Here is a 24,516-nt window from a genome sequence, read left to right as displayed (position 1 = left end):
TAAGGTCGGCCCTTGGTGCCACTGCCCCCTTACGGTCCGCCTGAAACGGCTAAGGCTTGGCCGAAAAATAACTTCTCCGCAGACCCCTCTCCCCTTGCGGGAGAGGGTAGGGTGAGGGGTTCAAAAAGCGGAAGTTATTTTTCGGCCGAGCTTAACGCGCCTCGCGCCGCAGCGACCGCCTTCCGACATGGGCGACGATCGCGGCGCCGGCGAGCGATGTAAGAATGACGAAGCCCATCGCGCCGCCGCGAGAGATCGTCCACAGCCAGCCGATCATCACGCTCGAAAAAATGTCCCCCAGGCCGCTGACGGTTTCCAGGGCGCCAAAACCGGTGCCGCGTATTTCCCCGGGCAGCAGCGTCGCGGCGGTGGCACTCTCGACCGTTTCCCAAAGGCCCATATACAGCCCGGAGAATCCGAACACGATCGCGAATTTCAGCGGCGAATCGCCTGGCAGCAATAGGGCCACGGCCGGAACGGCGGCCAGACCATATCCCACGGCCAAGACCCAATGCTTTGCAAACCGGTCGGCTAACCAGCCAGCCGCGTAGCACGAAATCGTGTAAACAACGTTGTAGCCGACGTAGAAGAGGATCGCTTGCGCGGCCGCGGCGTCGAGCCCGTAGCGTTTTTGCCATGCCTGGGTAGCCCACAGAATCAGCAGCGTGTTCGAAAAATCTCCCAGCCCGGCAATCCCGATCCCAAGCAGGTATTCCTTGAACGGACGTGGTAGCGCGCCGAGATTTTTCCACAGCCGAGCGTGCGGCTTCGGCGGATGCGGGCCCTCGCGCACCAACAAGCCGATCGACAACGCGGCGAGCGAGCCGGGAATGAAGGTGAACGCGAATAGCCACTGCAAGCCTGCGAGCCCGGGCGCGACCAGCTTCCGCATGAAAAGCGCTGCCAGCAGCGGCCCAACCACGGCCCCGGCACTGTCCATCGATCGGTCCAATCCAAACGCGCGGCCGTACGATTCGGGCGTGCTCGCCTCGGCCAAAAGAACTTTGCGCACCGGCGAACGAGCTCCGCGTCCGATCCACGCCCCGACCCGTCCGAAGAGGACATGCCACCATTGCGTCGCCAGCGCGAAGCTCGCCATCCCGAACGCGGTTACAAAATAACCGGCCACGGCCAAGGGTTTTCGGCGTTGGAGCCGGTCGCTATAAAGGCCCGAGTAGAGCTTGGCAAAGCTGGCGGCACCGTCGGCGAGACCTTCGATCAAGCCCAACAGGGCCGACGCGTTGGCGACCCCGAGAGCCGTCAACAGCGCCGGCATGGCGACGCTGCCCATCTCGTGTCCCATGTCGGAGAGCAGGCTGGCCAGGCCGATGGCCAGGATCGTCCGGTTGAGCCAACGTCCGCGGCGCGGTTTTTCTTCCCGAGAATCTGCCATAGAATCATCCGACCGATCGTCGGTCGTATCTTCTGGCTCAATGGAATGAATGTACAAATCTGCAAAACGATGACATTGTTCAACGAAAATCACAAGGCCCGGATCCGAGTCACCTTCGAGGCGATCGACGAAATGCTTTCGCGAGCCCTGGTCATGCTCGATCCGGCCGGGCCACGGTCGCCATTTTCGATGCACATTAGTGATGCCGCGCCCGAGCAGTTCGTCAGTTTCGCCGAAGACGCGGCGCGTTATCGAGCGGCAATGCAGGCGTTCATGCAACGGCACGGCATTCCCTTGGCCGAGCCAACTTTGAGCTCGGTATGGGCCGCACGCAGCGCGCTGTTGACCGCGATCGTTTCGCTGGAAGAACTGGGGCCGAAATCGATGCGCGGCTACGGCAGCTTATCGCCCGAGGCGGCGCAGACGTTGGAAACCGAGATGGCGGATTTGATCGCCGCGCTCGGGCGTATGCAATCGCACTTGGCCGATACGCCTGCGAAGCGTTAACGCTGAGGCCGAACCGCAACGCAAAGGATCGACCGAAAAATAACTTCCGCTTCTTTGCCCCCCTCACCCTCTCCTTTCCCGCGAGGGGAATAGGGTGCTTTGAAGCTATCTTTCGATCGACCCTAAGTTGCCGGAGAAAACAACTTCGGCATCTGGAATTCGGGGAGCCGTGCCTACGGCTCGGCCCCGTGAGCATGGCGCGCAAGCGTTGCCGGGTGCTACGTTGCCGCCGGCGGCTTTCGCAGCCCAACCGCCAGGAGCAATGCACAGAGAATGGCGAAGGCGGTCATCGCCGGCCAATTGCGCTGCGGCACTTTCAGCAGCGTTCCGGCGGGGAGTCGCTTGGGGAACGAAAGCTGTTTGTCATTCAAATCCAATAGCTGCGACGCCTGGCCCGGGCTGCCCAAGAGGTCTTTCGCCACGTCGCCCAATTGCGATTTCTCGGCAACAAGCGTGCGGCTGTCGTCGGGCAAGACAATCCGCGTGCCGGCCGGAACGATGGCGTAGCGCGGGAATGCGGCCTTATTCAGTTCGCGAATCTCTTTCGCTTGCTCGTCGATCTCCGCGGCATGTGTCTTGGCCGACTCGGGCGAAAGCCGCAGATCTTCGCTCGCCGCGTCGCGAAGCTGCTCGTCGAGCGTTGGGGCCTGCGACACGGCAATCTGCCGATACTGCCATTGCGAAAGCCGATCGGTGAGATGGCTATCGAACGACATCAGCGCGACGAGCACGCCCGCGATCGTCCCGCCGGCGATGTAACCGGTCGAGAGCAGCACGCCGGGACTGGATTCCGACTCCGCTTCGCTCGCCTTCCGCCCGGCGACCGAACGCTGCCGGCGATCGACGACCCACCGCACCAATCCACCGGCGAGGATCGGCGTTGACGTCGAAAGCGGCAGATAGACGCCGACGGCAAACGGCAGCGACGACACGCCGCACATCTCGAGCACCACGGCAATGAACACACCGAGCATCACAAGCACCCACGGCATCGTCACCTTTGGGTTCAAGATGCCGTCGACAATCTGGGCCATCAGCACGGCCTTGGGGGCGTCGAACTTCTGGACCGCTTCGCCGTTGTCGCGCTGCCGCACCTTGCCGTTGATGCCGGGATCGACGAGGTATTTAATTTTGCCGGCGTCGTTGACGAGATACTTGCCCGCCGGCACGTCCGATACTTCTCCCTCGCGCACGCGCCAAACGTGATAGGGCGTCGGATCGCCGGGGGCCCGTTCGAGCTCGGTCAGATTCGCGGGGTCGATCGGCTTGGCGGGTTGCGGGAGTTGCCGGGTGGTGTAGACCGTGCTGGCTCGGTTCAACACGATCAGAATCGCTCCGATCACCAATGCCGATGTGATCGCGCCGATGATGATGGCCCATTGTTGCTTGCGCGGCGTTGCCCCAACGAGATAACCGGTTTTGAGATCTTGCGAAGTGGTGCCGGCATTCGAGGCCGCCACGCACACGATCGCCGCCACGCTCAGAGCCGCGAGCCGGAAATCGGCCGTGGTCCAGCCGAGGGCGTAGAAGATCAGGCACGTCAGCAAGAGAGTGGCCACGGTCATGCCGGAGATCGGATTGCTCGACGAGCCGATTTCGCCGGTCAATCGCGAGGAGACGGTGACGAAGAGAAATCCGAACAGCACGATCAGCGCCGCACCGACGAGATTCATGTGCAGATCGGGAACCCACGAGAAGACGTAGTCATGCAGCGGCTGCGTGGCCCAAATCGCGAGCACCAGCGACATGCCCCCCGCGCCGACGAGCCACAGCGGCAAGTCTTGATCGGTGCGCCGCGGCGTTAGTTGGGTGACGGGTTGGCCGGCTGGTTGTGTGCTAGTGGCCGATGCGGCGGCGGCCCGGCCCCGAGCGCTGCGGAAATCCTTCACGCTTCCCATCAATGAGCCGATGATCAGCGGCATCGCTTGCATCAAGCTAAACACGCCGCCGGCGGCGACCGCCCCCGTGCCGATGTAGAGCATGTATTTGTCGCGAAGTTCGTTTTCGCTCATCCGGCTGATTTTTGTCTTGCCCGGATAGAGCGGCTTGTCGAGCGAATCGCCGAAGAAATGAATCGCTGGGGCGAACACCAGCCACGCCAACACGCCGCCGCCGGCCATCACGCATGAAATCCGCGTGCCGATGATATAGCCGACGCCGAGCAGTGCGGGATTCACTTCGATCGACGGCACCGCCCCTTTAAACCACGCGATGGCCCGCGACGGGGTTTCTTTCCAAAGGTTCATCCCCAGCAAAAGAAATTGGTAAACGGCCGCCACGCCGAATCCGGCAAACACGGTCTTTGCCGTCGCCCCGCCTTGCTCTCCGACGATCAGCACGTCGGCGCAGGCGGTGCCTTCGGGATATTTGAGCGTTCGATGCTGGCGAACGATGTAGGTTCGCCGCAGCGGGATCATCATGAAGATTCCCAGCAGTCCGCCAAGCACCGCCACGACCATCACCCGTCCGACATCCATTTCGAAGCCCAGGATCATCAGGGCCGGCATCGTCACGCCGACGCCGAAAGCGATCGATTCGCCTGCCGAGCCGGCGGTTTGCACGATGTTGTTTTCCAAGATCGTCGCGCTGCGCAGGCCGAACACTTTTGCGAGCACGCGAAAGAGCGTGATCGAGAGCACCGCCACGGGGATCGATGCCGAAACAGTCAGCCCGACTTTGAGCACCAAATATAGCGACGAGGCTCCAAAGACAATGCCCAGCAGTGCCCCCGCGACGACCGCGCCCCAAGTGAATTCGGGAAGTCGCGCTTCGTCGGGAACATAGGGATGATGCTCGTCGGCAGCGGAATTGGGCGTGGCGTTTGCCGCCGCGTTCGCCACTATACCGGCGGTCGGAGGGGCCGGTTGTTGCGATTCAACCGTTCGTGGTCCTTCCATTGCAAGCGGTTCCCGAAGATCGATTCCGCGGCAGCAGGGGCAAATGCCGCGCAATGCGACGAGTTTAGCGGGCTCCAAAATATGATCGCATGGTCGAACCGATGTCAACCAGCGAACCGGCACAATTCGCCGCGCCTGTCTTGGGTATCCCTGCTCGCTCGCCCTGAAGTGGTTGCCACTGCTGGACCAGGCAGCACTGGCAACCGGCGCACCGTGTATCACCCGTTTTCGCGCGTTGCTGAATTCCAAACACTCACCGGCCAGGAAGGTCCTTTGCCGACCGGCACGGGACGCGTAAACTGGCCTCTGGTGCGTCGCGGCAGACGCGCGTGATCTGGACCGAACGGAACATCGTCTCTTGGCGTCGTCTCAATCGCTCACCCGGCTGGCGCCGGCTGCCCACCATCCCGAAATGGAGTATCGAGCAATGGCCACCCTCCTCAAGCCGGCAACACAAGCAACCAAAGGCAATACCGCCAGCCCCGCCGGCGCTACGAACGCCCCCTTGTCGGCTGACGTGCTCTTGAAGATGCATCGCTACTGGCGGGCGGCCAATTATCTTTCCGTCGGGCAAATCTATTTGCTCGACAATCCGCTGTTGCGCGAGCCATTGCGATTGGAGCACATCAAGCCACGGCTGCTTGGCCATTGGGGAACCACGCCGGGGCTGAATATGCTCTATGTCCATCTCAACCGAGTCATCAAGCGCGACGATCTGGAGATGATCTATATCATCGGGCCAGGCCACGGCGGCCCGGCGATCGTGGCGAATGCCTACCTCGAAGGGACCTATAGCGAATATTATCCGAACATCAGCCAAGACCTCGGCGGAATGCAACGGCTGTTCAAGCAGTTCAGCTTTCCCGGCGGCATTCCAAGCCACGTTGCCCCGGAAACGCCCGGCAGCATCCACGAAGGAGGCGAGTTGGGCTATGCCTTGAGCCATGCCTTCGGCGCCGCGTTCGACAATCCCAATCTGATCGTGGCCTGCGTGGTCGGCGATGGCGAAGCCGAAACCGGCGCCCTGGCCACCGGCTGGCACAGCAACAAGTTCCTCAACCCGGCCCGCGACGGCGCCGTGCTGCCGATCTTGCACCTCAACGGCTACAAGATCGCCAATCCCTGTTTTCTGGCACGAATCCCGCGCGAAGAATTGCAGAAATTCTTCGAAGGGATGGGCTACAAACCCTATTTCGTCGAAGGCCACGATCCGCAGCTTGTGCATCAGCAGCTTGCCGCGGCGATGGACTCGGTCGTCGCCGAGATCCAAAGCATTTGGGCCGATGCCCGCGACAACGGCAATCTCAAACGACCGCAGTGGCCGATGATCGTCCTCCGCACGCCCAAGGGTTGGACCTGCCCTGCGGAAATCGACGGCAAGAAGTGCGAAGACTACTGGCGTTCGCACCAGGTGCCCATGTCCGACATGAGCAAGCCCGAGCATCTCACCATTCTCGAACGATGGATGAAATCGTACGGGCCGGAAGAGTTGTTCGACGCCCTTGGCCGTTTTGATCCGGAGCTAGCCGAACTCGCCCCGTGCGGCACGCGCCGCATGAGCGACAATCCGCATGCCAATGGCGGCTTGCTGCTGCGTGATCTGAAGCTGCCCGATTTCCAAGACTACGCTGTCGATGTGCCCAGCCCGGGGGCGACGAATGTCGAGGCGACGGCGGTGATGGGGAAGTTTTTGCGCGACGTGATGAAGCTGAATCTGGAGTGCGAGAATTTCCGCCTGTTCAGCCCCGACGAAAACAATTCCAACCGCTGGCAAGACGTGTTGGATGTGACCAACCGCTGCTACATGGCCGAGATCTATCCCGAAGACGACCACCTCTCGCCGGATGGCCGCGTGATGGAGGTGCTCAGCGAGCATCAATGCCAAGGCTGGCTCGAAGGATATTTGCTCACCGGCCGGCATGGATTCCTTTCCTGCTACGAAGCGTTTATCCACATCATCGATTCGATGTTCAATCAGCACGCCAAGTGGCTCAAGGTGTGCAACCAAATCCGCTGGCGCCGGCCGATCGCCTCGTTCAACTATCTGCTCAGTTCACACGTCTGGCGGCAAGACCACAACGGGTTCAGCCACCAAGATCCCGGGTTCATCGACCACGTGGTGAATAAGAAAGCGGAAGTGATTCGTGTCTTTCTACCGCCCGATGCCAATACGCTCCTCTCCGTGACCGACCATTGCTTGCGCAGCCGCAACTATGTCAACGTGGTCGTGGCGGGCAAGCAGCCCGCGCCGCAATGGCTGACGATGGATCAGGCCGTCAAGCATTGCACCGAAGGATTGGGCATCTGGCCGTGGGCGAGCAGCGATCACGACGCCGAGCCCGATGTCGTCATGGCCTGCTGCGGCGACGTGCCGACGCTGGAAACCTTGGCCGCCGTCGAATTGCTCCGCCATCATTTGCCGGAGTTGCGGGTGCGGGTGGTCAACGTCGTCAACCTGATGAAGCTGCAGCCCGCCAGCGAGCATCCCAACGGCCTGACCGATCGCGATTTCGACGCCCTGTTCACCAAAGACAAGCCGATCATTTTTGCCTTCCATGGTTATCCGTGGCTGATCCATCGGCTCACCTATCGCCGCACGAATCACAAGAACATGCACGTCCGCGGCTACAAGGAAGAAGGCACGACCACGACGCCGTTCGACATGGTCGTGCTCAACGATCTCGATCGCTTTCACTTGGTCGAAGACGTAATCGATCGCTTGCCGCAATTAGGAGCGCGAGCCGCCTATTTCAAACAGGCGATGCACGAAAAGCTGATCGACCACAAAGCCTACATCGCCAAGCACGGCGACGATCTCCCCTCGATCCGCGGCTGGAAATGGAATGCCGCCAGCGCATCGAGCGACACGCGCCGAACATCGACCGAAGGCGATAACGGGTAGACACGTAGGTCGGGCTTTTCAGCCTGACAACCCGCGTCGAAGCTCTGCTGGCGGCTTATTCTATTCGCGTTAGGTGCCGCTGCTGCCTTGTCCGGCAGCGCGTTGTGTCGAGGCACCGTCTTGCTTACGCTAAACGGCTTCTGGCTTGCCATCGACTCGGCGGGAGGTGCGCATGAAACGGCATGCTGCTGTTCTGGGGTTGGTATTTTCGGCTTCGCTCGCGGCGACCTCGATGGCCGCGGATAAACCGGCGATTGCCACGGTCGAGCAAATCATTTCGCGCGAAGACCCGAGCTTCAATTGCGCGGTTGCCGATATGACGATCGGGCAGGATGGGATGGTCTATCTCACCTCCGCAGGGCACGACAGCGGCTACATTCTCCGCGTCGGCCGCGACGGGCACGACAAGCTCGGCGGCCAGGCGGTGCCGGCCATCAACAACGCCACGGCCGACCACGACGGACAGATTGCCAGCGCGAACGGCCATTTTTCCCATCAAGTGGCGTTCTACGATAAGCTGTTTCAGAAGACCGGCGCGGCGACCGACTTTTTGGTCAGCGATCAGGTTGGGTGGGACGCGCCCGCCGGCGTCGAAGCCGGCCCGAGCGGCGATTTCTACGCCCTCGATCAGCATCGCAACCGCATCGTGCGCATGAGCGGTCAAGGGAAGTTGATCCAATCGTATCCGCTGCCGACCGACGGCAAATATCCGGCCGCCGGGTTCCGCGTTTGCGAAAAGCTGAAAGCGATTTTCGTCGCCGTGCGCAGCGCTCCCGACATGCTGTGCATCGGCTTCGATTCGAAGGTGCGCTGGCGCAGCGGCGCGATCAATGCCGGAGTCAGCACTCCGTGGGGCGACGACGGCGGTTTCGATGTCGACGAAAACGGCACGATCTACGTCATCCGTTCCGGCGACGCGCGAATCCGCAAATTCGATAGTGGCGGCAAGCCGGCCGGCGAGATTCAATTGCAAAAACCGGCCCAGCGGGAAGCCGGCGTTCCCATTCGCGGAATGCGCGTTTGGCAGGGCGACTTGCTGTTGCGATTCCACAGCCCAAGCGAACTGTTCGAGGTGTACGACCTCGCGTCGGGAAAGTTTAAGCGTTCGGTCGAAACCGATCACGAACGGCTCACGGTCGCCATGCCCAGCGGTCCGTGGATTGCCGGCAGCACGGTCGACTTCAGGATCGACTTCGACGCGAGTGGCCGCCGCATTCGGCCGGCGTGGCGCGTGTGGGCCCGAGCGGTCGGATCGCTCGACGACCGCGAATTGAAGATCGTCGGCGGCGCGATCCACGTGCCGGAGGATTTCGCCGGGCTGTATCGAATCAAGGTCACGCCCGAAACGACGCCGCGGCAAACCGGCAACGTGGCGAGTGAATACAAAGGCGAACGATTGATCGAAGTCCGGGCCGCCCGCGCCGTCTCAAGCGTCGCGGTGGCGACGCCGAGCAATCGACTTTGGTTTGGCCGCGGCGAGGCGATTCCCTTCTCGATTCTAACCAATCCTGCGACGGCGAGTCGGCCCGGCGAAATTTCCGTATCGCTTGTTCCCGAAGACGGCAAAACGATAGGCCGCGAAATCTTCGCCGAAGCAAGCGTCCCCTCGGCCGGCGCCAATCGCTCCGAGCGCAGCTTCGTCGTTCCCAACTCACTCACCAGACGATTGCGGCCCGGCAAATATCTGCTGCGCGTCACGGCAAAAGATGCGACCTGCATGAACCAACCGCTCGTGATCGGGCCCGCGCTCGACGATGCCAAATTTTTTACGATCCAATACGGCGACTACGCCCCGACGTATCCCGAAGCCAACCCGTGGGACGCCCCCAATCTCGTCGCCGCGACGGTCGAACGCAACCGGCGGCTTGGCTTCAATCTGATGGTCGATCGGTTGGGAGGCCAGTTGGATGCCGTCGTCGGCAAGGGCGAGCGCGCGAAAATTGAAGCCGAATCCCAGGCGCTCGCGGCGGAAAAGGATGGCGTTCCCGCTGCCAAATTGCTTTCGCTCCCCGCGGCCGTTCAAACCGTCGCGGCCTACGGCGCCTCGGGCATGCAGCAGATGGCGATCTTGATGAACAACGATGCCGGCCTGCCGCTCGGCACGGGCTTCGACGGCCGAAAGGCTCCGCAATTGCTCGACGACCTGACAACGGTCACTCGTGCAATGAAGGATTTTCCGGCATTCCGCGGTTGGAGTTGGGCGTCGAACTGGTGGGTGTTCGACACACGCGGCTCGGCGGCAGCCGCGTCGAGCGACGAACGAATCGCCTACGACCAGGCGATCAAGCGAGCACAGGCAACCGGCCATTGGGATGCCGTGCTGGACCGCGTCGCCGATCGCCGGCTCGCCTACGCTGCCGATGCCGAAAAGCTCTTCGCCGACAAGTTGCGCGAATTGGCGCCCCATGAAGCGACCGCCGCCGCATGCCCATTTCGCAATGTCGAAAGCTATCCGCCGACCACGCTCGCCAATGTCGATGAAACGGATCTGCAGGCCCAATGGGAGCAAATCTCGCTGCCGCTGCATGGCCCCATGAACGTCGATTTTTACAAACGGCCTGGGAAGATCGCGTGGGGGCATCCCGAGGTGTGGAACGACGCAGGCACGGGCGAGCAAATTCTCCCCGTGCTGTGGCAGATGATCATGCGCGGGGCCGACGGCGCCGGTTGCTCCGGCTCCGTGCCGCAATGGTATTTCGCCACCAAAGGAAACACCGACGACGCGCGGCTCTCTTGGAACGGTCTGGAGAGCGTCTGTCGAAGCCTCAACGGCGTGCTGAAGCGCTACGGACCGTGGCTCGCGGCGATGCACAATTCCGATTCGGTGGCGATCGTGGCGAGCGGCCGGATGTTCAAGATCGACGACTGGACGAATGTCATGGGGCGGCATTTCGCCCGCGTAATGGAAGCCTACGCCGCGTGTCTCTATGCCCACAGACCGGCGAGCATCGTGTTTGCCGAAGACCTGCGGCCCGACACGCTGCGGCAATATCGCGCCGTGCTCGTGGTCGGTCAAACCATCGAAATGGAGCCGGCGCTCGCCGGGGCCTTGCAAGAAGCCAAGCGGGCGGGCGTGTCGATCTTTGCCGACCGCACGTGCCGGCCCGAGCTGGTGGCCGAATTCACGCCGCTCGGGATCGCGTTCGACAAATTCGAAAAAGACCCCAGCCCGGCATCCGACGACCATGCCTATTGGCGATTCGCCGCGTATGCACAGGCCGACGCCACGCGGCTCGCGGCAGCGCTCTCGGCCATTAAGCCAGCCGCTCGCCTGTCGAATCCAGAAGTGTTCATCTCCGAGCGACGATCCGACCAGGGGCGTTATCTGTTCGTCGTGAACGACACGATCCCGAGCGAGCTCGACCCGGGCAATCTGTGGCGCGTGACGCTTGCAACGGCAAGCATCGTTCCTCAAGTCGTGCCGCTCGGCATCGACGTGAAGCCGGGCGAAGCCGTGTACGACGTGTTCGCGGGTCGCCGCGCGATCGTGGAAGCCGACGGCGCAATCCACGCCGACTGTCGCAATTCGCCGGCGAGAATCTATGCGATTCTTCCCGATGCGATTGCCCGCGTGCAACTCAACGCATCGCGGCAACCGGGCGACGACGGCGCGCTGCAATGGCACGCGGAGGTGCAAAATAAATCGGGAAAAGCGATTGCCGCGGCGGTTCCGCTGCGAATCCGCCTCACGGCCGGCGACGGCAGCTTGCTCGAGGAGCGCTACGTATCCTCGTCGTTGGGCGGAGTAGTCGGTGGATTCATCGTGCCCATCAATGCACCTTCAGGGACGATGTCGGTCGAAGCGACCGAACTGTTGACCGGCGAAAGCGCGACATTGAAGGTCGCCGCTCCGGCGGCCACCATCGCCCCATTGCAACTCACCGCCGAGGGAGCCGTAGCTCCCTCTCCTCTTGCGAGAGAGGGCAGGGTGAGGGGTTCGGCCGATCCTAAGCCCGCGGCGAATCCGAAGGGCCAGCGAACCGGCGACACGACGGCGGCGGACATGACCGCGGTCGCCGATCGTTGCGATCCCGACTTCTCTCCGGCCGACGATTCGTTTGGCCCGCATATTCGCCACCTTGTCGTCACCGACGACGGCGAGCTGGCGATCATGAACGCGATGAATTGGGACAACAATCTCTACGCCATCGATCTCGATACAGGCAAGGTCCGCTGGCGGCGGCGCGTCGGACATTATTTCGCATTCGAGCCGATCGCGCTGGCGCATGGCGCCGCGGTGCAAGGCTTCGATCTCAAAAGCGCCGAGGGCTATCATCTCTATCTGGTCGGCGACGATGGAAGACTGAAGCGGCGATTCGCGCTCTACGGCCTTCCCACGCGCCTGCCGCATCGGTTCGTCCCCGGCCTCGTGCGCGACCACATCAACAGTTTCGCGGTGGGCGACGACGGCCGCTGGATCGCCACCGCCGGCGACTTGGGCGCGGCTGCTTGGTCGAACGACGGCAAGCTTCTCTGGCGGCGCGATTGGTTCAATCACGACCGGCACAGCGGCAAGCTTCTCACCATCGATGCCCAATCGCTGCTGCTCATCGAAGGGACCACTGCCACGGCGATGGCCTCGAAAGACGGCGCAGAAAAATGGCGCCTGTCGCTCGGCCGGAGCGGCAAAATCCGCATCGCCCGCGCGACTGCCGACGGCAAAACGCTCGGGCTGTTCAACACGGCCGACGGCGGCCGGCTTTCGATCATCCGCGATGGAAAACTGCTTCGCGAGATTTCCACGCCCGTCGAAGATTTTTCGTTTTCGCCCGACGGTTCGCGGATTGCCGTCGTCAGCGAGAATGCGCTCAAGCTCTATTCGGTGGCCGACGGATTGCAATGGATCTTCAACGGCGACGACTTGATGCACTTTCCGCGGTTCTCCGCCGACGGCCGATTGGCCGCCACGAGCGGGCTGGGCACGCTGTATGTGACCGACCTCACCGGCCGAACGTTGCTGGAACGAGACGCCGGCGCGCTCGCGGTTCCGGCATGGCTCGCCGATGGAAGCCTCGTGCTGGCGAATTGGGAAGGACGTGTTTGCCGATTGGACAAAACCTATTCCGAAAAATGGCGGACGCACCTCCAGCCCGAGCCCGCCGACATGCGCGGCAAACTGCTTGCCGACGACGGTGTTCCGACAACCCGAATCGCTGGCTGGGGCAATGCCGCGGAACCCCCCCGCGCGACGCCTGCCGATATCGCCGCTAATTTGTTGAGCAAGACCACGCCGCTCGTTTCGCTCGTTGGCAGCAATGGCCAAATGCCGCTGGTCGAAACGGTCGACCAGAAAACGTCGCTGCTCTTCGACGGCAAACCGTCGCCGCCGCGGCGAGCCTGGATTCCGTGGGAAACGGTCGGCTCGTTCGCCGAAACCTCGCCCGTCAACTATCTCATCGTGGACGCATTTCGCACGCGGATGAAAGTTGCCGGCGTGACATTTATCGAGGATCCGGCCCATCCGGAAAGCTGGCTTCGCGATTCGTCAATCGCATACTGGAATGCCGCCGACGAGCGCTGGGTGCCGGTTCAACCGCTGCTGTCGAACGCCCCGGTGCACACGCACCTTTTCGCGCGCCCGATCGAGGCGGCTCGGTTCCGCCTCAAGCTCCCTTGGGGCGCCTGCGGAAATTTGCGGCTTGCGCAGATCATCTTTCACGGTGAAGTGCTCGGTTGCTCGCATCCGGATGTCGTGGCTCGGCGGCCGCTGGCAGTCTTGTTCGACGAACAAGAAGACATCAAGAACGATCTGACGAATGTGTCGTTCGCACTCGAAGGGGCCTATAGCGGCGGACGATGTTTGACGGTGATTCCACCCTCCGGCGGAATGCTCCAAGCATCGCCGCCGTTCCGCCAGCAATTTGGCGAAACGATCCGCAACTGGGATTTCCGGATCGCCCAACATCCGGAGCCCGGGCAATACCGTTATCTGCAATTCGCCTGGAAATCGCTCTCGCCGCAAACGCGAGGCATGACGCTCCGCCTCAGCCCGAGCAATTACGGCGGCATCTCGTTCGCGGTCGGCGAAGCGACTGCAATGGATGGCGCGACCCTGATCGAGCAAGCTGGCGCTCCGCCGGCAAAGTGGCAAACCGTGCGCGTCGACCTTTGGGCATCGGCGAAAAAGCCCTGGCAAGTGCGCAGCCTGTGTCTTGCCGCAAAGGGTGGCGGAGCAGCCTTCGACCAGATCGTGCTCGGTCGGACCGAAGCCGATCTGCCGAAACGCTAAACTCGCCCGACGCCAACCGCTGGCTGACGTTTATTTTTCGCTTGCCGCGTCCGCGGCGGAAGACGATCGCGACGGGCTCTTTGAGGGTGAAGTGGAGGGCTCGCTTTTCTCGCCGAAACCGGATTCCTCGTAGGTGATCAGCGTGTTCACTTTCTCGTCTTCGTCGATCACCGTTTGTTCGTTCACTTTCACGGTCTTGGTGACCGTCCGGTTGCCCACTCGCGACGATTCTTTCTTGTTGGCGGTTTTTTTGAAGGTGCCGCTGGTGTGGATCAGCGCTTTGGCGCTGAAGTAGCCGGTCGAACCATCTGCGGGAAGCGAGACCGTGCCCGATTCGTTCAGCGTCGCGCTGACCGGCGTCATGCCCGACGGCGGATTGGCCGGTTTCTTGCTGTCGGCCTTGAATTCGTATTGCACGATGAGCGTTTTCTTCGGGCCGTCGCCGGCGACCGATTTGATCCGAGCGGTTCCGGAAACCTCCGACGGCTTGAGCTTCGGGTCGAACGAGTGCAACGCAGCGACAGCCGCCGTGGTGTCGATATTCCAACTCGCGGTGCGCGAAGCGTTGGGATTGTCGAGCATGTCGCCCAGGCTTGCATCCCCCTTTCCCCCGGTCGCTTCGAAAACGATCGGCAAGAATTTCTTGGCGGCTTCCGACAACGGATGCTGGGTTTCGTAATCGGCGACGGTCGCCTTGCCGGCGCCGAACGACAGCGTGAACTCCGTGCCCGGCTTGACCAGCGACTCATGGCCAGTGCTGCCGGCTTGCCGAATGGTGGCCGTGCCGGCGGAAATCTTCCACTTCACCGGTTCGTGCTTCTTGTCGACCGCCATCACTTCGAGCGTGCCGGAAAAGTTGATCTCCATGCTGGCCGATTCGTTTGTCCGCGGTTTGCCGTTCGCCGCACTCGATTCGCTGAGGGATCGTTCGATCTCGCGATGCATGTGGAATCGCTCGCCGACCTTGGCCGGCCGCACGATTTGCACTTTGTAAAGCTCCGTCGCGTCGGAGGGCTTGTTGCTCGCCAGAGAAGCATCGGCGGCCGAGGCGGAATGCGATGTCGGGCAAAGCAGAAAGACCGCGCTCAATGCGATTCCAAAGCCCGCAGATCGGCAATCGCCGTTGGCCGATCGGTCACGTATCGATTGCATCGTGGGGCTCCCCGAAATTCTCTAGCGGCGCTTGGCAGCGTACCGGCGCCAACTTGAATGCTACTCGCCGCGAAAACCCCCGTCGAGATTTGGCGGAACGCGAGAAAGACGATCACTTATGTTCTTCCTGCAACAAGAACGCCAGCAGGTCGCGAAATTCCTGCCGGGTCAGCAGGTTGGCCAAGCCCTCGGGCATGATCGACGTTGTGAGCGGATGACGCTCGGCGATCTTGGCTGGATCGAGAACAAACAGCTTGCCGGCCGAATCGCTGTAGGTTTCCAGATCGCCGGGGCCTTCCGTCACCAACAGCCCTGTCAGCGAACGGCCATCCTTGGTCACAAGCCGCCAGGGTATGAACCGCGGGGCGATCTCCTTGCTCGGGTCGACGATCGATTCCACGAGTTTTCGCCGCCCCAACAGCCGGGCATCGGTCGATAAGTCCGGCCCGACATGGCCGCCGCGGCCATGAATCTGATGACAACGAAAGCAGCCGGCAGCCCGCGGATGAAAGAAGATTCGTTCGCCGGCCTGCGGATCGGCAGGGCCATCGAGCTGCTTGAGCCACGCATCGACATCGTGCCGCGGCGGATTCGCAGCCGCCGGCGGGTTGAGGATCATCGTGACCAAATCGGCGGCTGCGGAATCTTTGTGGCTCAACGCGACCAAACGCTCGCGCTGCGTCGCACTCAGCGGAGCGCCGCGCAGCGAACGCAGCGCTTCGTTACGAACCGCTGGTTCATCGGCGGCGGCGAGCGACAATAAAAAATCGCGCTGCTGCGGAGCGTCCGATAGCCCGACGATCGCCTCGGCCCGCAGCGACGCCGGACTGTGCGCATCGCCCGCCTCCTCGGCCAACAAATCGATTCGACCGCCGACAAGCGAATCGCGCAAGCTGCGGATCGCTTCGGCTCGCAGCCCCTCGTCGGCCGATGCCAAAAAGCCTTTGATGAGCGTCATCGTTAGCGCGGGATGATCGGGCCGCAGCATCCGCAGCGCCAATTGCCGCATGGTATTCGAGGCATGCGCGTCGTTCAGCACACGGACGACATATTCTTCGCCGTGAAATTCGTCGGGCCGTTGCGTGCCGTCGAGCAATTCGAGCGCCGCGACGCAGGCCTCGAACAGCTCCCGAGTATCGGCCCGAGCGCTGAGCATTTCGACGATCTTCGGCCTTACGTCCTTGATCCGTTCTTCGCCGGCCCATTCAATCGCGGCGAAGCGAATCGCGGTGTCCGGATCGTCCAAGAATTGCGGCAAGAATTTCCGCCCGGCTGGCTCGTCCACGCGGCGCATCACGAGCATCCAGCCGAGCCGCTGGGCGGCCGTCGGCAGCTTCGCGGGATCGATGCCCTCGATCGCGTCGGGCATTTGCCCGAGCGCTTGCCGCGCCGCTTGTTGCAAGAACGGATCGGGATCGTCGAGAGTGGCCAGCGCCGCATCGCGGGTGGCCGGATCGGAGTCGCGCCGCAAGGCCTCAGCGCGAACGGCCGCTGGCTGCGACGGCTTGATCAACGCCGCCAAGTGCGGCTTCAACGCAGTGATCGGCATGCAACGCACGGCCAACGCTCGCACCTCGGTCGAACGATCGTCGAATGCAACCGCCATGTAATCGGTATTTGCATCGTTCGCATCGGCCAAAGCCTCGATGGCGGCGGCGCGCACTCGATCGTCGGGTTCGTGGACGGAAAGGAGCCTCGGCGTTTGCTTGCTCGGCGTCAGATTGGCGGCCATCCGGCGGGCGGCGGCTTCGCGCACTTCGCGCGGTTCCGAATCAATGCCGTGTGCCGGCTGGCTTGGCGGATTCACCGCGTGGATATGCCAAATCCGCCCCTTTCCATGCACGGAATACGATTTATCGACCCAATCGCTGACAAACAGCGAACCATCCGGCGCGACGGCGATTGAAACGGGGCGAAAGTCGTCGCCGCCCGTCACAAGCGGCGTCATCTTGGCCCAAACGGTCGCCCCATGCGCGGTCAGCGTAAAGCGATCGATCCGATGGTCGCCCCACGAAGTCGCGAACAATTCGCCGCGATAATCTGCCGGAAGACCGTCCGATTCATAGGCCACGATGCCGGCCGGCGCTTCCCCGGTGGCCGACGCCATCGGCAATGTTCCCGGCAATTCGCCGTTCCACGCGACAAACGGATGCAATCCCGATCGGCCGTAGCGAAAGCGGAAGCCGTAATCGCCGCCGGGCACGACCTCGAGCAGCCGGCATGGCGGCCGAGAATCCGGATCGTTGTCGACAGCCATCAGGCGGCCGAATGCCGTAAAGCAAAGATGAAACGGGTTCCAGAACCCCGTGGCGACACGTTCGAGATGGCTGCCATCCGGGCGGCAGCGAAATATGTTGCCCCCCTCGCCTCCGCCGCTGATGCTGCTGGCGTCGCTGCCAACCAGCTTGTAGGCGGCGCCGAGATTCTCGCCAATGCCGAAATACACGTCGCCATGAAAGTCGAACGCGAAACCCGACAGCCCGTTGTGCGGATAGTTGCCCTTGGTTTCCAAATGGGCGATCGGGGTTCGTTCGTCGGCAACGCCCGATTGCTTCGAGTCGCGCAGCCGGAAGATTTCGTTCCGCGTGGCAACATACACCGAGCCGTCGCGGTAGACGGCCAGATTCATCGTTGAACTGGTCCCCTCGAACCATGTACTGACGCGATCCGCCCGGCCGGTCGATTTCGTGTCTTCGAACATCCGGATGCGGTCGGTGGCCGGGCCCTTGTAATTCGGCGGGCGAAAATGCGTGTTGCTTTCGACCGCCAACACGCGGCCTTTTGCATCCACGGTCAGTCCGATCGGCGTCACGATCTGCGGCGATTCGGCGAACAGATCGATGGCCAACCGCGGATCGGCGACCCGCGGTTGCGCGGCGCGTGCCCCGCGCCCCGCGAAACCTGTTCCCGTGATTAACAGCGGCAACAGGGCAAAGCGCAATGCGTAGCGCACAAGAATTCTCCGATTGGAAACGAACGAACGACGCATCCCCCGCGACGCCGGGCAGCGATCTAAAGAACCCATGCTATTCTGCGGCCGAGCGGCGCAGCAAGATGCACGCGGCAGAGCGTGAGAGTATTATGTCCTCCCGCATTCAACCTGAAGCAAGGTGAACACCGCCCCGTCGGCTCACTTGACCTACATCAGCGGGCCCTAAATGACCGCGAAATAGTTCTCCACGGCGCGGTCGAAGTATTCGGACGTGAGTTCGAGGGGGCGGCCTTGGAAGAAACAGAAATTCCGCACCTGCATCAGCAGATCGCGCGGTTGGCAATTGCGAAACGGCCGGCCGCCTTGCTTGTAGTGCTTCTCGATCAGATAGTCGATCGGTTCCTGCCGGTACTCGAAGCCGACTTTCGGGGCCATGAGCTTCAGCAACTCGCGGAATTCTTCTTCCGACGGATCGACAACGTCGATCTTGTAAGGAATCCGCCGCAAGAAGGCTTCGTCGACCAAGTCTCTCGGCTGCAAATTCGTCGAGAAGATGATCAGTTGATCGAAGGGAACTTGGATTTTCTTGCCGTTGGGCAAGTTCAAGAAGTCGAAGCGTTTTTCCAGCGGCACGATCCAGCGGTTCAACAGTTCGTCGGTGCTCATTCGCTGCCGGCCGAAGTCGTCGATCACGAGCGTGCCACAATTGCTTTTCAATTGCATCGGCGCTTCGCAGATACCGGTCGACGTGTTGCGTGTCACCTCGAGATTATCCATCGTCAATTCGCCGCCGACGACGATCGTGGGCCGCCGAATCCGCACCCACCGTTTGTCGATCTTGCGATTGTCGAGCAAGCCGCCCGTGCTTTCGATCGGCGCTTCGTCGTGGTTGCTGGGATCGAAGAGGCGGATAATCTCGCCGTCGACGCCGATCGCCCGCGGGATCCAGATGAATTCGCCGAAGGCCCGCGTGACTCGCTCGGCGATGCTCGTTTTTCCGTTGCCGGCGGCGCCATACAGAAACAGCCCGCGGCCGGAATTGATCGCCGGCCCCAGCCGCGCGAGCATGGCCGAATTGATGAGCAAATCCGAAAACGCGCGGCGCAGATCGTCGGCCGTGGGATGCTGCGTGGTCATCGATTGGGCCGCGACGCTGGCGATGTATTCTGTCAACGACACCGGCGTCGAGCCGAAGTAGGTGCAATGTTCGGAGAGACGGCGGGCCCGCTCCCGGCCTTTGTCGGTCAACTGATATTGATAGTCGTTCATCGCCGCGGCCGAGCGGTACACGACCCATTGGTCGTTCTTCATTTGCCGCAGCATTTCTTCCAGGACGCCGAACGGCAGCTTGACCTGCTCGGCGGTGTCGCGGCCACTGGCATTGCCGCAGGAGAGCAGATACTTCAGCACGAGGCCTTCGACTTCGCTCTCGGTGAGCTTGGCCGCCTGCAGCGAGGTCGGCTCCTCGGGAAAGAACTCGTTTTTCGCCCGCGATCCGTGGGAATGAACGCCCGTGGGCGCAGCCCCGCCCGCGGCTGCGGCGGCCGGGCTGGTCGCTCCGGCGGTGAGGTGAGCGATCCGGCCGAGCAGTTCGTCGAGCTTTTCGCGGCGTTGTTTCTCGAGCGCATCGCCTTGGTTCGGCTTTGCGAGGGCCGGCTCGGGCTGTGTTGCCGCGATGGCTCGATACGGGTCTGCCTCGGGCGAGCCATCGCAAGGCGTTCCACGGCCGGCCAGCCGAGCGAGCAGATTCTCGACGGCGGCGTCGGTCATCGGCGCCGCCGTAGCTCTGGAACTGTCGGCAATGGGCGGAACACCCGGCCCGGGGGAGCAAGGGACGGAGTGGTCGGCAGTAGAACTCATGGTTGTCTCATCGGTCGACGCGCGATCCGCCCCTTGCTCGCCCGAGCCGAGTGAAACTCCGCCTGCCGTTTCGCTCGCCCGCGCGCATCATCCGGTCTAAAGCAAACCTAGGTCTGATGCGGTGGAACGTCAAACTCGCCGGGTCGCCGGGAGGGATTTTATCCGGCACGGTTTTGCAGGATATTCCGTTGGCGACGGAAGGGCAGCCGAGCAACGAGGAGCGAGTGAGGCTCGGCCGAAAAATAGCTTCTCCACCGTCCTCTCTCCCCTTGCGGGAGAGGGCAGGGCGAGGGGTTCAGAAACTGAAGTTATTTTTCGGCCGAGCCCGAGCCAGAGTTCGACGCGGCGATAAAAAGACGCCATGCCGGGCGGCGAGCGAGTCAGCCCATCAAGTATGCAAATGCTTTTTTGACGCTTCGATAGCATTCGCACGCGATCGCCTCGAGGCCGGTGCGGTCGACGATTTCAATTGCTCCCCGGCCGCAACGAATCATGCCGCCGGCTTGCAGAGGCTGCAAAACTTCGGTGACGCTCGCTCGCCGCACGCCGAGCATGATCGCCAGGAATTCGTGGGTCAGCGGCAGCAAATCGGCGCCGATGCGGTCGCGCGTCATCAGCAGCCAGCGGCAACAGCGTTTTTCGATCGTATGCAATCCATTGCACGCCACGGCGTAGGCGACCTGCGTGGCAAACGCCGTGTTGTAGTGAATCAGCGCCTTGCGCAACGAAGGATGTTCGGCTGCGAATTCGCGGAGCTGGGAGGTTTGCATTCGCAGGGCATCGCCCGGTAGTTGCACCATCGCCGCGTAGGGAGAAATTTCGCCGCCAAAGAACGATGTCAAGCCGGCCAAGCCTTCATTGCCGATCGTGGCCACTTCAATGGCGCTGCCGTTTTCCATGACGGTCATTGCGGAGACGACGCAATTCAAGGGGAAATACACGCACTCGATTGGCTCGCCGGCCAGGTAAATCGGCGTGCGTATTTCCAGGTGCAGTGGTTCGAGCAGGCCCCACAAGCGTTGCAATTCTTGGGGTTGCAAACTGGCAAGCAATCGATTCCGAATCGGCGGACAAAATGGCTGGTCGTTAACCATCGGCTTGATGCTGTCGGGAAAAAACACCTAGAAAAATCCTGAACCTTCTAGCATAAGTCGGCGGAGTCATGCATTCAATCGAAGCTTTCGTCATTCGGGCGCCGCGCTCGACCGCGAGAGCCCGGCGCGGCCTTTGACTGCCCCAACTGCCGGCGCCAGGAGTACGTTTCCGGACTGATCCGATGGCACGATCAGGCATACATTAAAGGCGAACAACCTGCATCGCAGGGCGGTGGAAAACACGCCGGACCGGATGCACCAAGGAAGGCGATCCGAGCTGAATGTCCTCGTCTAACAACAATCCAACCGGCGATCGCCGCGGGGGGCTGCGGATTCTCATCATCGAAGACGGCGCCGACAGCGCGCAAACCATGGCAATCCTGCTGCGCCTATACGGCCATCAGGTGAGCATCTCAACCGACGGTCCGGCTGGAATCGAAGCGGCGCGGAAGGAAAAGCCTGATGTCTTGCTGCTCGACATTGGGCTGCCCGGCATGGACGGCCACGAGGTTGCGCGGCAAATCAGCCAAAGCAGGCGGAAAAGCGGCGATCGCCAGAGGCCGCTCCCACTGCTGATCGCCGTAACCGGTTTTGGACGGGAATCGGATCGCCGCCGCAGCGCAGAAGCGGGGATCGACCTGCATCTACTCAAGCCGGTCAACCCGACGCAACTCGAATCGATTCTGCGCGGTTTTCAATCGGAGATCGATTCAGAGCCGACCGCTCCCTAAGTGGCCCAACTCGGCCGTTGCGGGTTTGGATAGCCGAGAATACAACTTCGACAGTCGGGTGCCATGCCCACGGCTTGGCGTGGGCATGTTTTTTCGGTTTACATGCCCAGGCAAAGCCGTGGGCATGGCAGCCATTATGAGACAAGCGCCGAGATAATCGTCCGCTCGACCTTACCCAATACTCAACGCGCCGACCGACGTCCGGCCGCGCCGCGCCGAACATGAAAATGTTGCTCAGATCCCGAACTGTCGAGCCCGACGGGCACGGCGCTCGGCTCGCAATCGGGCTCGCCGGCGTGTCTCGCTCGGCTTTTCGTAATACTCTCGACGCCGCATTTCCTTTTTGATTCCGCTCCTTTCGACTAGCTTTCGAAAGCGGCGAACTGCCTCTTGGATCGACTCGCGATCCCGTACGTTCAACTTAACCACGGATCCTCCTTTGAAAGGGTTTGCTTGCCATACAAGCCAGCGGGCGCGAGTCCACACCCACGGGCACTGGGAACCCGATAGTTTACGCCCGCCTAGGGGTGCTGTCTATCCGAATCGGGAGAATCGGCCAGCGAACTTCAAGCCAAGCTGGTCCGTGAATGCAAACAGACGCGGTACCCGAACCACGTAGCGTGGGAACTCTACATGCTCCACGATTGCACGAGCCGATAATTGGCGATCCAACGGCAAGTCTGGCATCGAGCGGAGGTAGTTCGCCGAATAGCCTTCTGGTTATAATTCCACAACCGCACGGTGGCAGACGCAGGGTGGCAGAGCGCCGCCAGCATGCCGGCGTGATTGATCGTTTCCCGATTACCCAACCCATGCCTCGACGGTTCGATATCGACCGCGTTCTTCAAGGCTGGCCGTTCCGGCCGGGTGAGGTGCTTGCGCGCTTGGTGAAGGGGGGCGATGGCCGGCAATTGATCCAAATGCGGATCGATCTCGGAGTGCTGCAGCTCGAGGTCGACGGCCGGCCCGACGGGGAGCGCCCCGGCGGCAATGAAACCTATTTCGACTTTCTCGTCGCCGAGTCGATTCGGGAAGGGGACGGATTCGAGCTCTCGGCCGAGCAATGTGCCGAGGCGGATCGCGAATTCTTTCAATACTATCACCGGCGAATTTGCTGGCTGGCGCTGCGCGAATTTCGCCGGGCCGCGACCGATGCCGATCATAGCCTGGCGTTCATGGATTTCGTCCAGCATTATTCACCTGACGAAGAATGGACGATGTCGCACGAGCAATACCGGCCGTTCGTGCTGTTCCACCGGGTGCAATCCGGGTCGCTGGCAGAATTGGAAGAGCACGGCCCCGAGGCCGCGATCGAAGAGATCAACCGCGGGCTGGCCAAATTTCGCGAGCTGTTCGCCCAATACGAATTGCTCGAACAATTCGAGTCGGACGAACTCGTGGCCCGGCTGGTGGAACTGAAAGAATCGGTTCGGGCCCACTATCAAGTCGGCCGAACGCTCAACGAGCAACTGGCCGACGCCGTCGCCGCCGAGCAATACGAGCTAGCCGCCAAACTCCGCGACCAACTAGCCCGCCGCGACGCCCCCGCGGGGTGAGGTGAAGTATGCGGATCGGGCTCTGTCAGTGCGCAGTGCCGTTCGGCGCCGCTGCACGAAGCGCTGTGGCACACGAAGGCATTGGCAAAGCCAGTGGCACACGTAGCAGCGATGAAGCCAACCGCACTCGGCATCGACATTTCCAAGCAGGCGAATTGTAATCTTTGGATCGGTGAACGCGGGCGTCAGATAATTCGCTGAATTTCTCTAACACGAACACCGCCTGCCGGTTGGGATGAATTGCGCGATTTTTGCCTCGCTCTGGCACGCGGGCTGCATTAGGCCCGGTCTCGTTCAACTGATCTTATCCCCGGCAAACATTCGTTTGACACTAGAAATTCGGCAAAGGAGCCTGCCATGCTGGCACTGACACGGAAGGTTGACCAACGGATTCAAATCGGCCGAGACATCTTCATCACGATCCTTCATGTGCGCGGCAAGCAAGTGCGGGTCGGCGTCGAGGCGCCGCGACAGGTGCGTGTGAAACGGGCCGAGTTGCCCGACGAAGACGAGCAAATCGACGGATCGCTCACCGTGGCCGGGTTATTTGCAAAGGCCGCCGTCGAGGCCGCCGTCGAGGCCGCGCACCCGAAAAAATCTGCGACCGCAAAACGCCGGACGGTTCGCCGGGCGGGCGCGGCGAATCCCGGCGAGCGGGCCTTTTCCTCGGCTCGCCAACCGCTGGCCGAAAAGCTTCACGCCCGCCGTGCCCTGCGAGAATCGCCGGTCGCGGTGGCCTGAGCCGTGGTTACGATCGGTCTCAAACCACAAACCCGAAGCGTTAGCGAGGATGCCCCGCGAGTTGACGCCATCTCCGCTGCAAACGCTGGCAAAGCCACTGTGCACACGGTTCAGCACACAAACCCGAAGCGTTAGCGAGGATGCCCCGCGAGTTGACGCCATCTCCGCTGCAAACGCTGGCAAAGCCAGTGGCATACGCTTCAGCAACACAAGCCCGAAGCGTTAGCGAGGACGCGCTCCATATCGGGTTCGCCCGTCGCTAATGCAATGTGCGTTGCAGCCAGGTAGCGAGACGATGCCGCCGTTGCGGTTCGTTCCTCGCTAACGCTTCGGGCTAGTCCAACTTCCCCAGCCGTCGAACAAAATTCCCGTTGGCGGCAAGTTTTCCAAGTTTTTTCGCCGTAAGTCGTTGCACGGTGGCGATGGGGCGAGAACTGTCGAGATATTTGGTTCGCAAGGGCGTGTAGTGGAAAAAGTCCTGGCGAATGGCCGCTAACATGGGGGCATGTTCCTCAGGCCCTA

General features: G+C 61.8%; 14 protein-coding genes. 6 read left to right on the top strand and 8 right to left on the bottom strand.

Going from position 1 to position 24,516, the window contains the following annotated elements; all coding sequences use genetic code 11:
- Positions 1-151: 151 nt before the first annotated feature.
- Positions 152-1,393, bottom strand: a complete 1,242-nt coding sequence (locus tag VHX65_19590; GenBank protein HEX4000761.1) for an MFS transporter — start codon at positions 1,391-1,393, stop codon at positions 152-154.
- Positions 1,394-1,438: 45 nt separating this feature from the next.
- Between VHX65_19590 and VHX65_19585 the strand changes: the two genes are divergently transcribed.
- Positions 1,439-1,900 carry a hypothetical protein gene (locus tag VHX65_19585; GenBank protein HEX4000760.1) on the top strand — a complete coding sequence of 154 codons (462 nt, stop codon included), beginning with the start codon at positions 1,439-1,441 and terminating at the stop codon, positions 1,898-1,900.
- Between the two features lie 218 nt (positions 1,901-2,118).
- Here the strand turns inward: VHX65_19585 and VHX65_19580 are convergent, their stop codons facing one another.
- Positions 2,119-4,797 (bottom strand): oligopeptide transporter, OPT family, encoded by a 2,679-nt coding sequence (locus VHX65_19580; GenBank protein ID HEX4000759.1) that lies wholly within the window; start codon positions 4,795-4,797, stop codon positions 2,119-2,121.
- 427 nt (positions 4,798-5,224) lie between these two features.
- Here VHX65_19580 and VHX65_19575 point away from each other — a divergent pair, with 427 nt between their 5' ends.
- Positions 5,225-7,699 (top strand): phosphoketolase family protein, encoded by a 2,475-nt coding sequence (locus tag VHX65_19575; GenBank protein HEX4000758.1) that lies wholly within the window; start codon positions 5,225-5,227, stop codon positions 7,697-7,699.
- 172 nt (positions 7,700-7,871) lie between these two features.
- Positions 7,872-13,928 carry a hypothetical protein gene (locus tag VHX65_19570; GenBank protein HEX4000757.1) on the top strand — a complete coding sequence of 2,019 codons (6,057 nt, stop codon included), beginning with the start codon at positions 7,872-7,874 and terminating at the stop codon, positions 13,926-13,928.
- A gap of 30 nt (positions 13,929-13,958) precedes the next feature.
- Here VHX65_19570 and VHX65_19565 read toward each other — a convergent pair whose 3' ends face one another.
- The 4 genes from VHX65_19565 to VHX65_19550 all read right to left on the bottom strand — a co-directional run bounded on the left by VHX65_19565 (position 13,959) and on the right by VHX65_19550 (position 20,993).
- A complete protein-coding gene (locus VHX65_19565; GenBank protein ID HEX4000756.1) occupies positions 13,959-15,080 on the bottom strand; it encodes a hypothetical protein in 1,122 nt (373 codons plus the stop codon).
- A gap of 112 nt (positions 15,081-15,192) precedes the next feature.
- A complete protein-coding gene (locus VHX65_19560) occupies positions 15,193-18,033 on the bottom strand; it encodes a PVC-type heme-binding CxxCH protein (GenBank protein HEX4000755.1) in 2,841 nt (946 codons plus the stop codon).
- Positions 18,034-18,234: 201 nt separating this feature from the next.
- Positions 18,235-19,782, bottom strand: a complete 1,548-nt coding sequence (locus VHX65_19555) for an AAA family ATPase (protein HEX4000754.1) — start codon at positions 19,780-19,782, stop codon at positions 18,235-18,237.
- A 470-nt stretch (positions 19,783-20,252) separates the two neighbouring features.
- Entirely contained in the window at positions 20,253-20,993 is a 741-nt protein-coding gene (locus tag VHX65_19550) for a Crp/Fnr family transcriptional regulator (GenBank protein HEX4000753.1), read from the bottom strand.
- 254 nt (positions 20,994-21,247) lie between these two features.
- On the opposite strand from VHX65_19550, the gene VHX65_19545 reads away from it, so the two are divergent.
- The gene (locus tag VHX65_19545; GenBank protein HEX4000752.1) at positions 21,248-21,697 is read left to right on the top strand and encodes a response regulator; all 450 of its coding nucleotides are present in this window, start codon (positions 21,248-21,250) and stop codon (positions 21,695-21,697) included.
- A 234-nt stretch (positions 21,698-21,931) separates the two neighbouring features.
- Here VHX65_19545 and rpsU read toward each other — a convergent pair whose 3' ends face one another.
- Positions 21,932-22,126, bottom strand: a complete 195-nt coding sequence (gene rpsU / locus VHX65_19540) for a 30S ribosomal protein S21 (protein ID HEX4000751.1) — start codon at positions 22,124-22,126, stop codon at positions 21,932-21,934.
- A gap of 383 nt (positions 22,127-22,509) precedes the next feature.
- Between rpsU and VHX65_19535 the strand changes: the two genes are divergently transcribed.
- Complete coding sequence (locus VHX65_19535) at positions 22,510-23,253, top strand: UvrB/UvrC motif-containing protein (protein HEX4000750.1); 744 nt, start codon at positions 22,510-22,512, stop codon at positions 23,251-23,253.
- Positions 23,254-23,610: 357 nt separating this feature from the next.
- Complete coding sequence (locus VHX65_19530) at positions 23,611-23,994, top strand: carbon storage regulator (protein ID HEX4000749.1); 384 nt, start codon at positions 23,611-23,613, stop codon at positions 23,992-23,994.
- Between the two features lie 334 nt (positions 23,995-24,328).
- On the opposite strand, the gene VHX65_19525 is transcribed toward VHX65_19530, so the two are convergent.
- On the bottom strand, positions 24,329-24,516 hold a 188-nt coding region (locus tag VHX65_19525; protein ID HEX4000748.1), incomplete at its 5' end, for a hypothetical protein.

This window comes from Pirellulales bacterium (assembly GCA_036267355.1).
Classification (GTDB): domain Bacteria; phylum Planctomycetota; class Planctomycetia; order Pirellulales; family DATAWG01; genus DATAWG01.
Note: the sequence above shows the minus strand (reverse complement) of the source record. Positions and strands in the feature narration are given on the sequence as shown.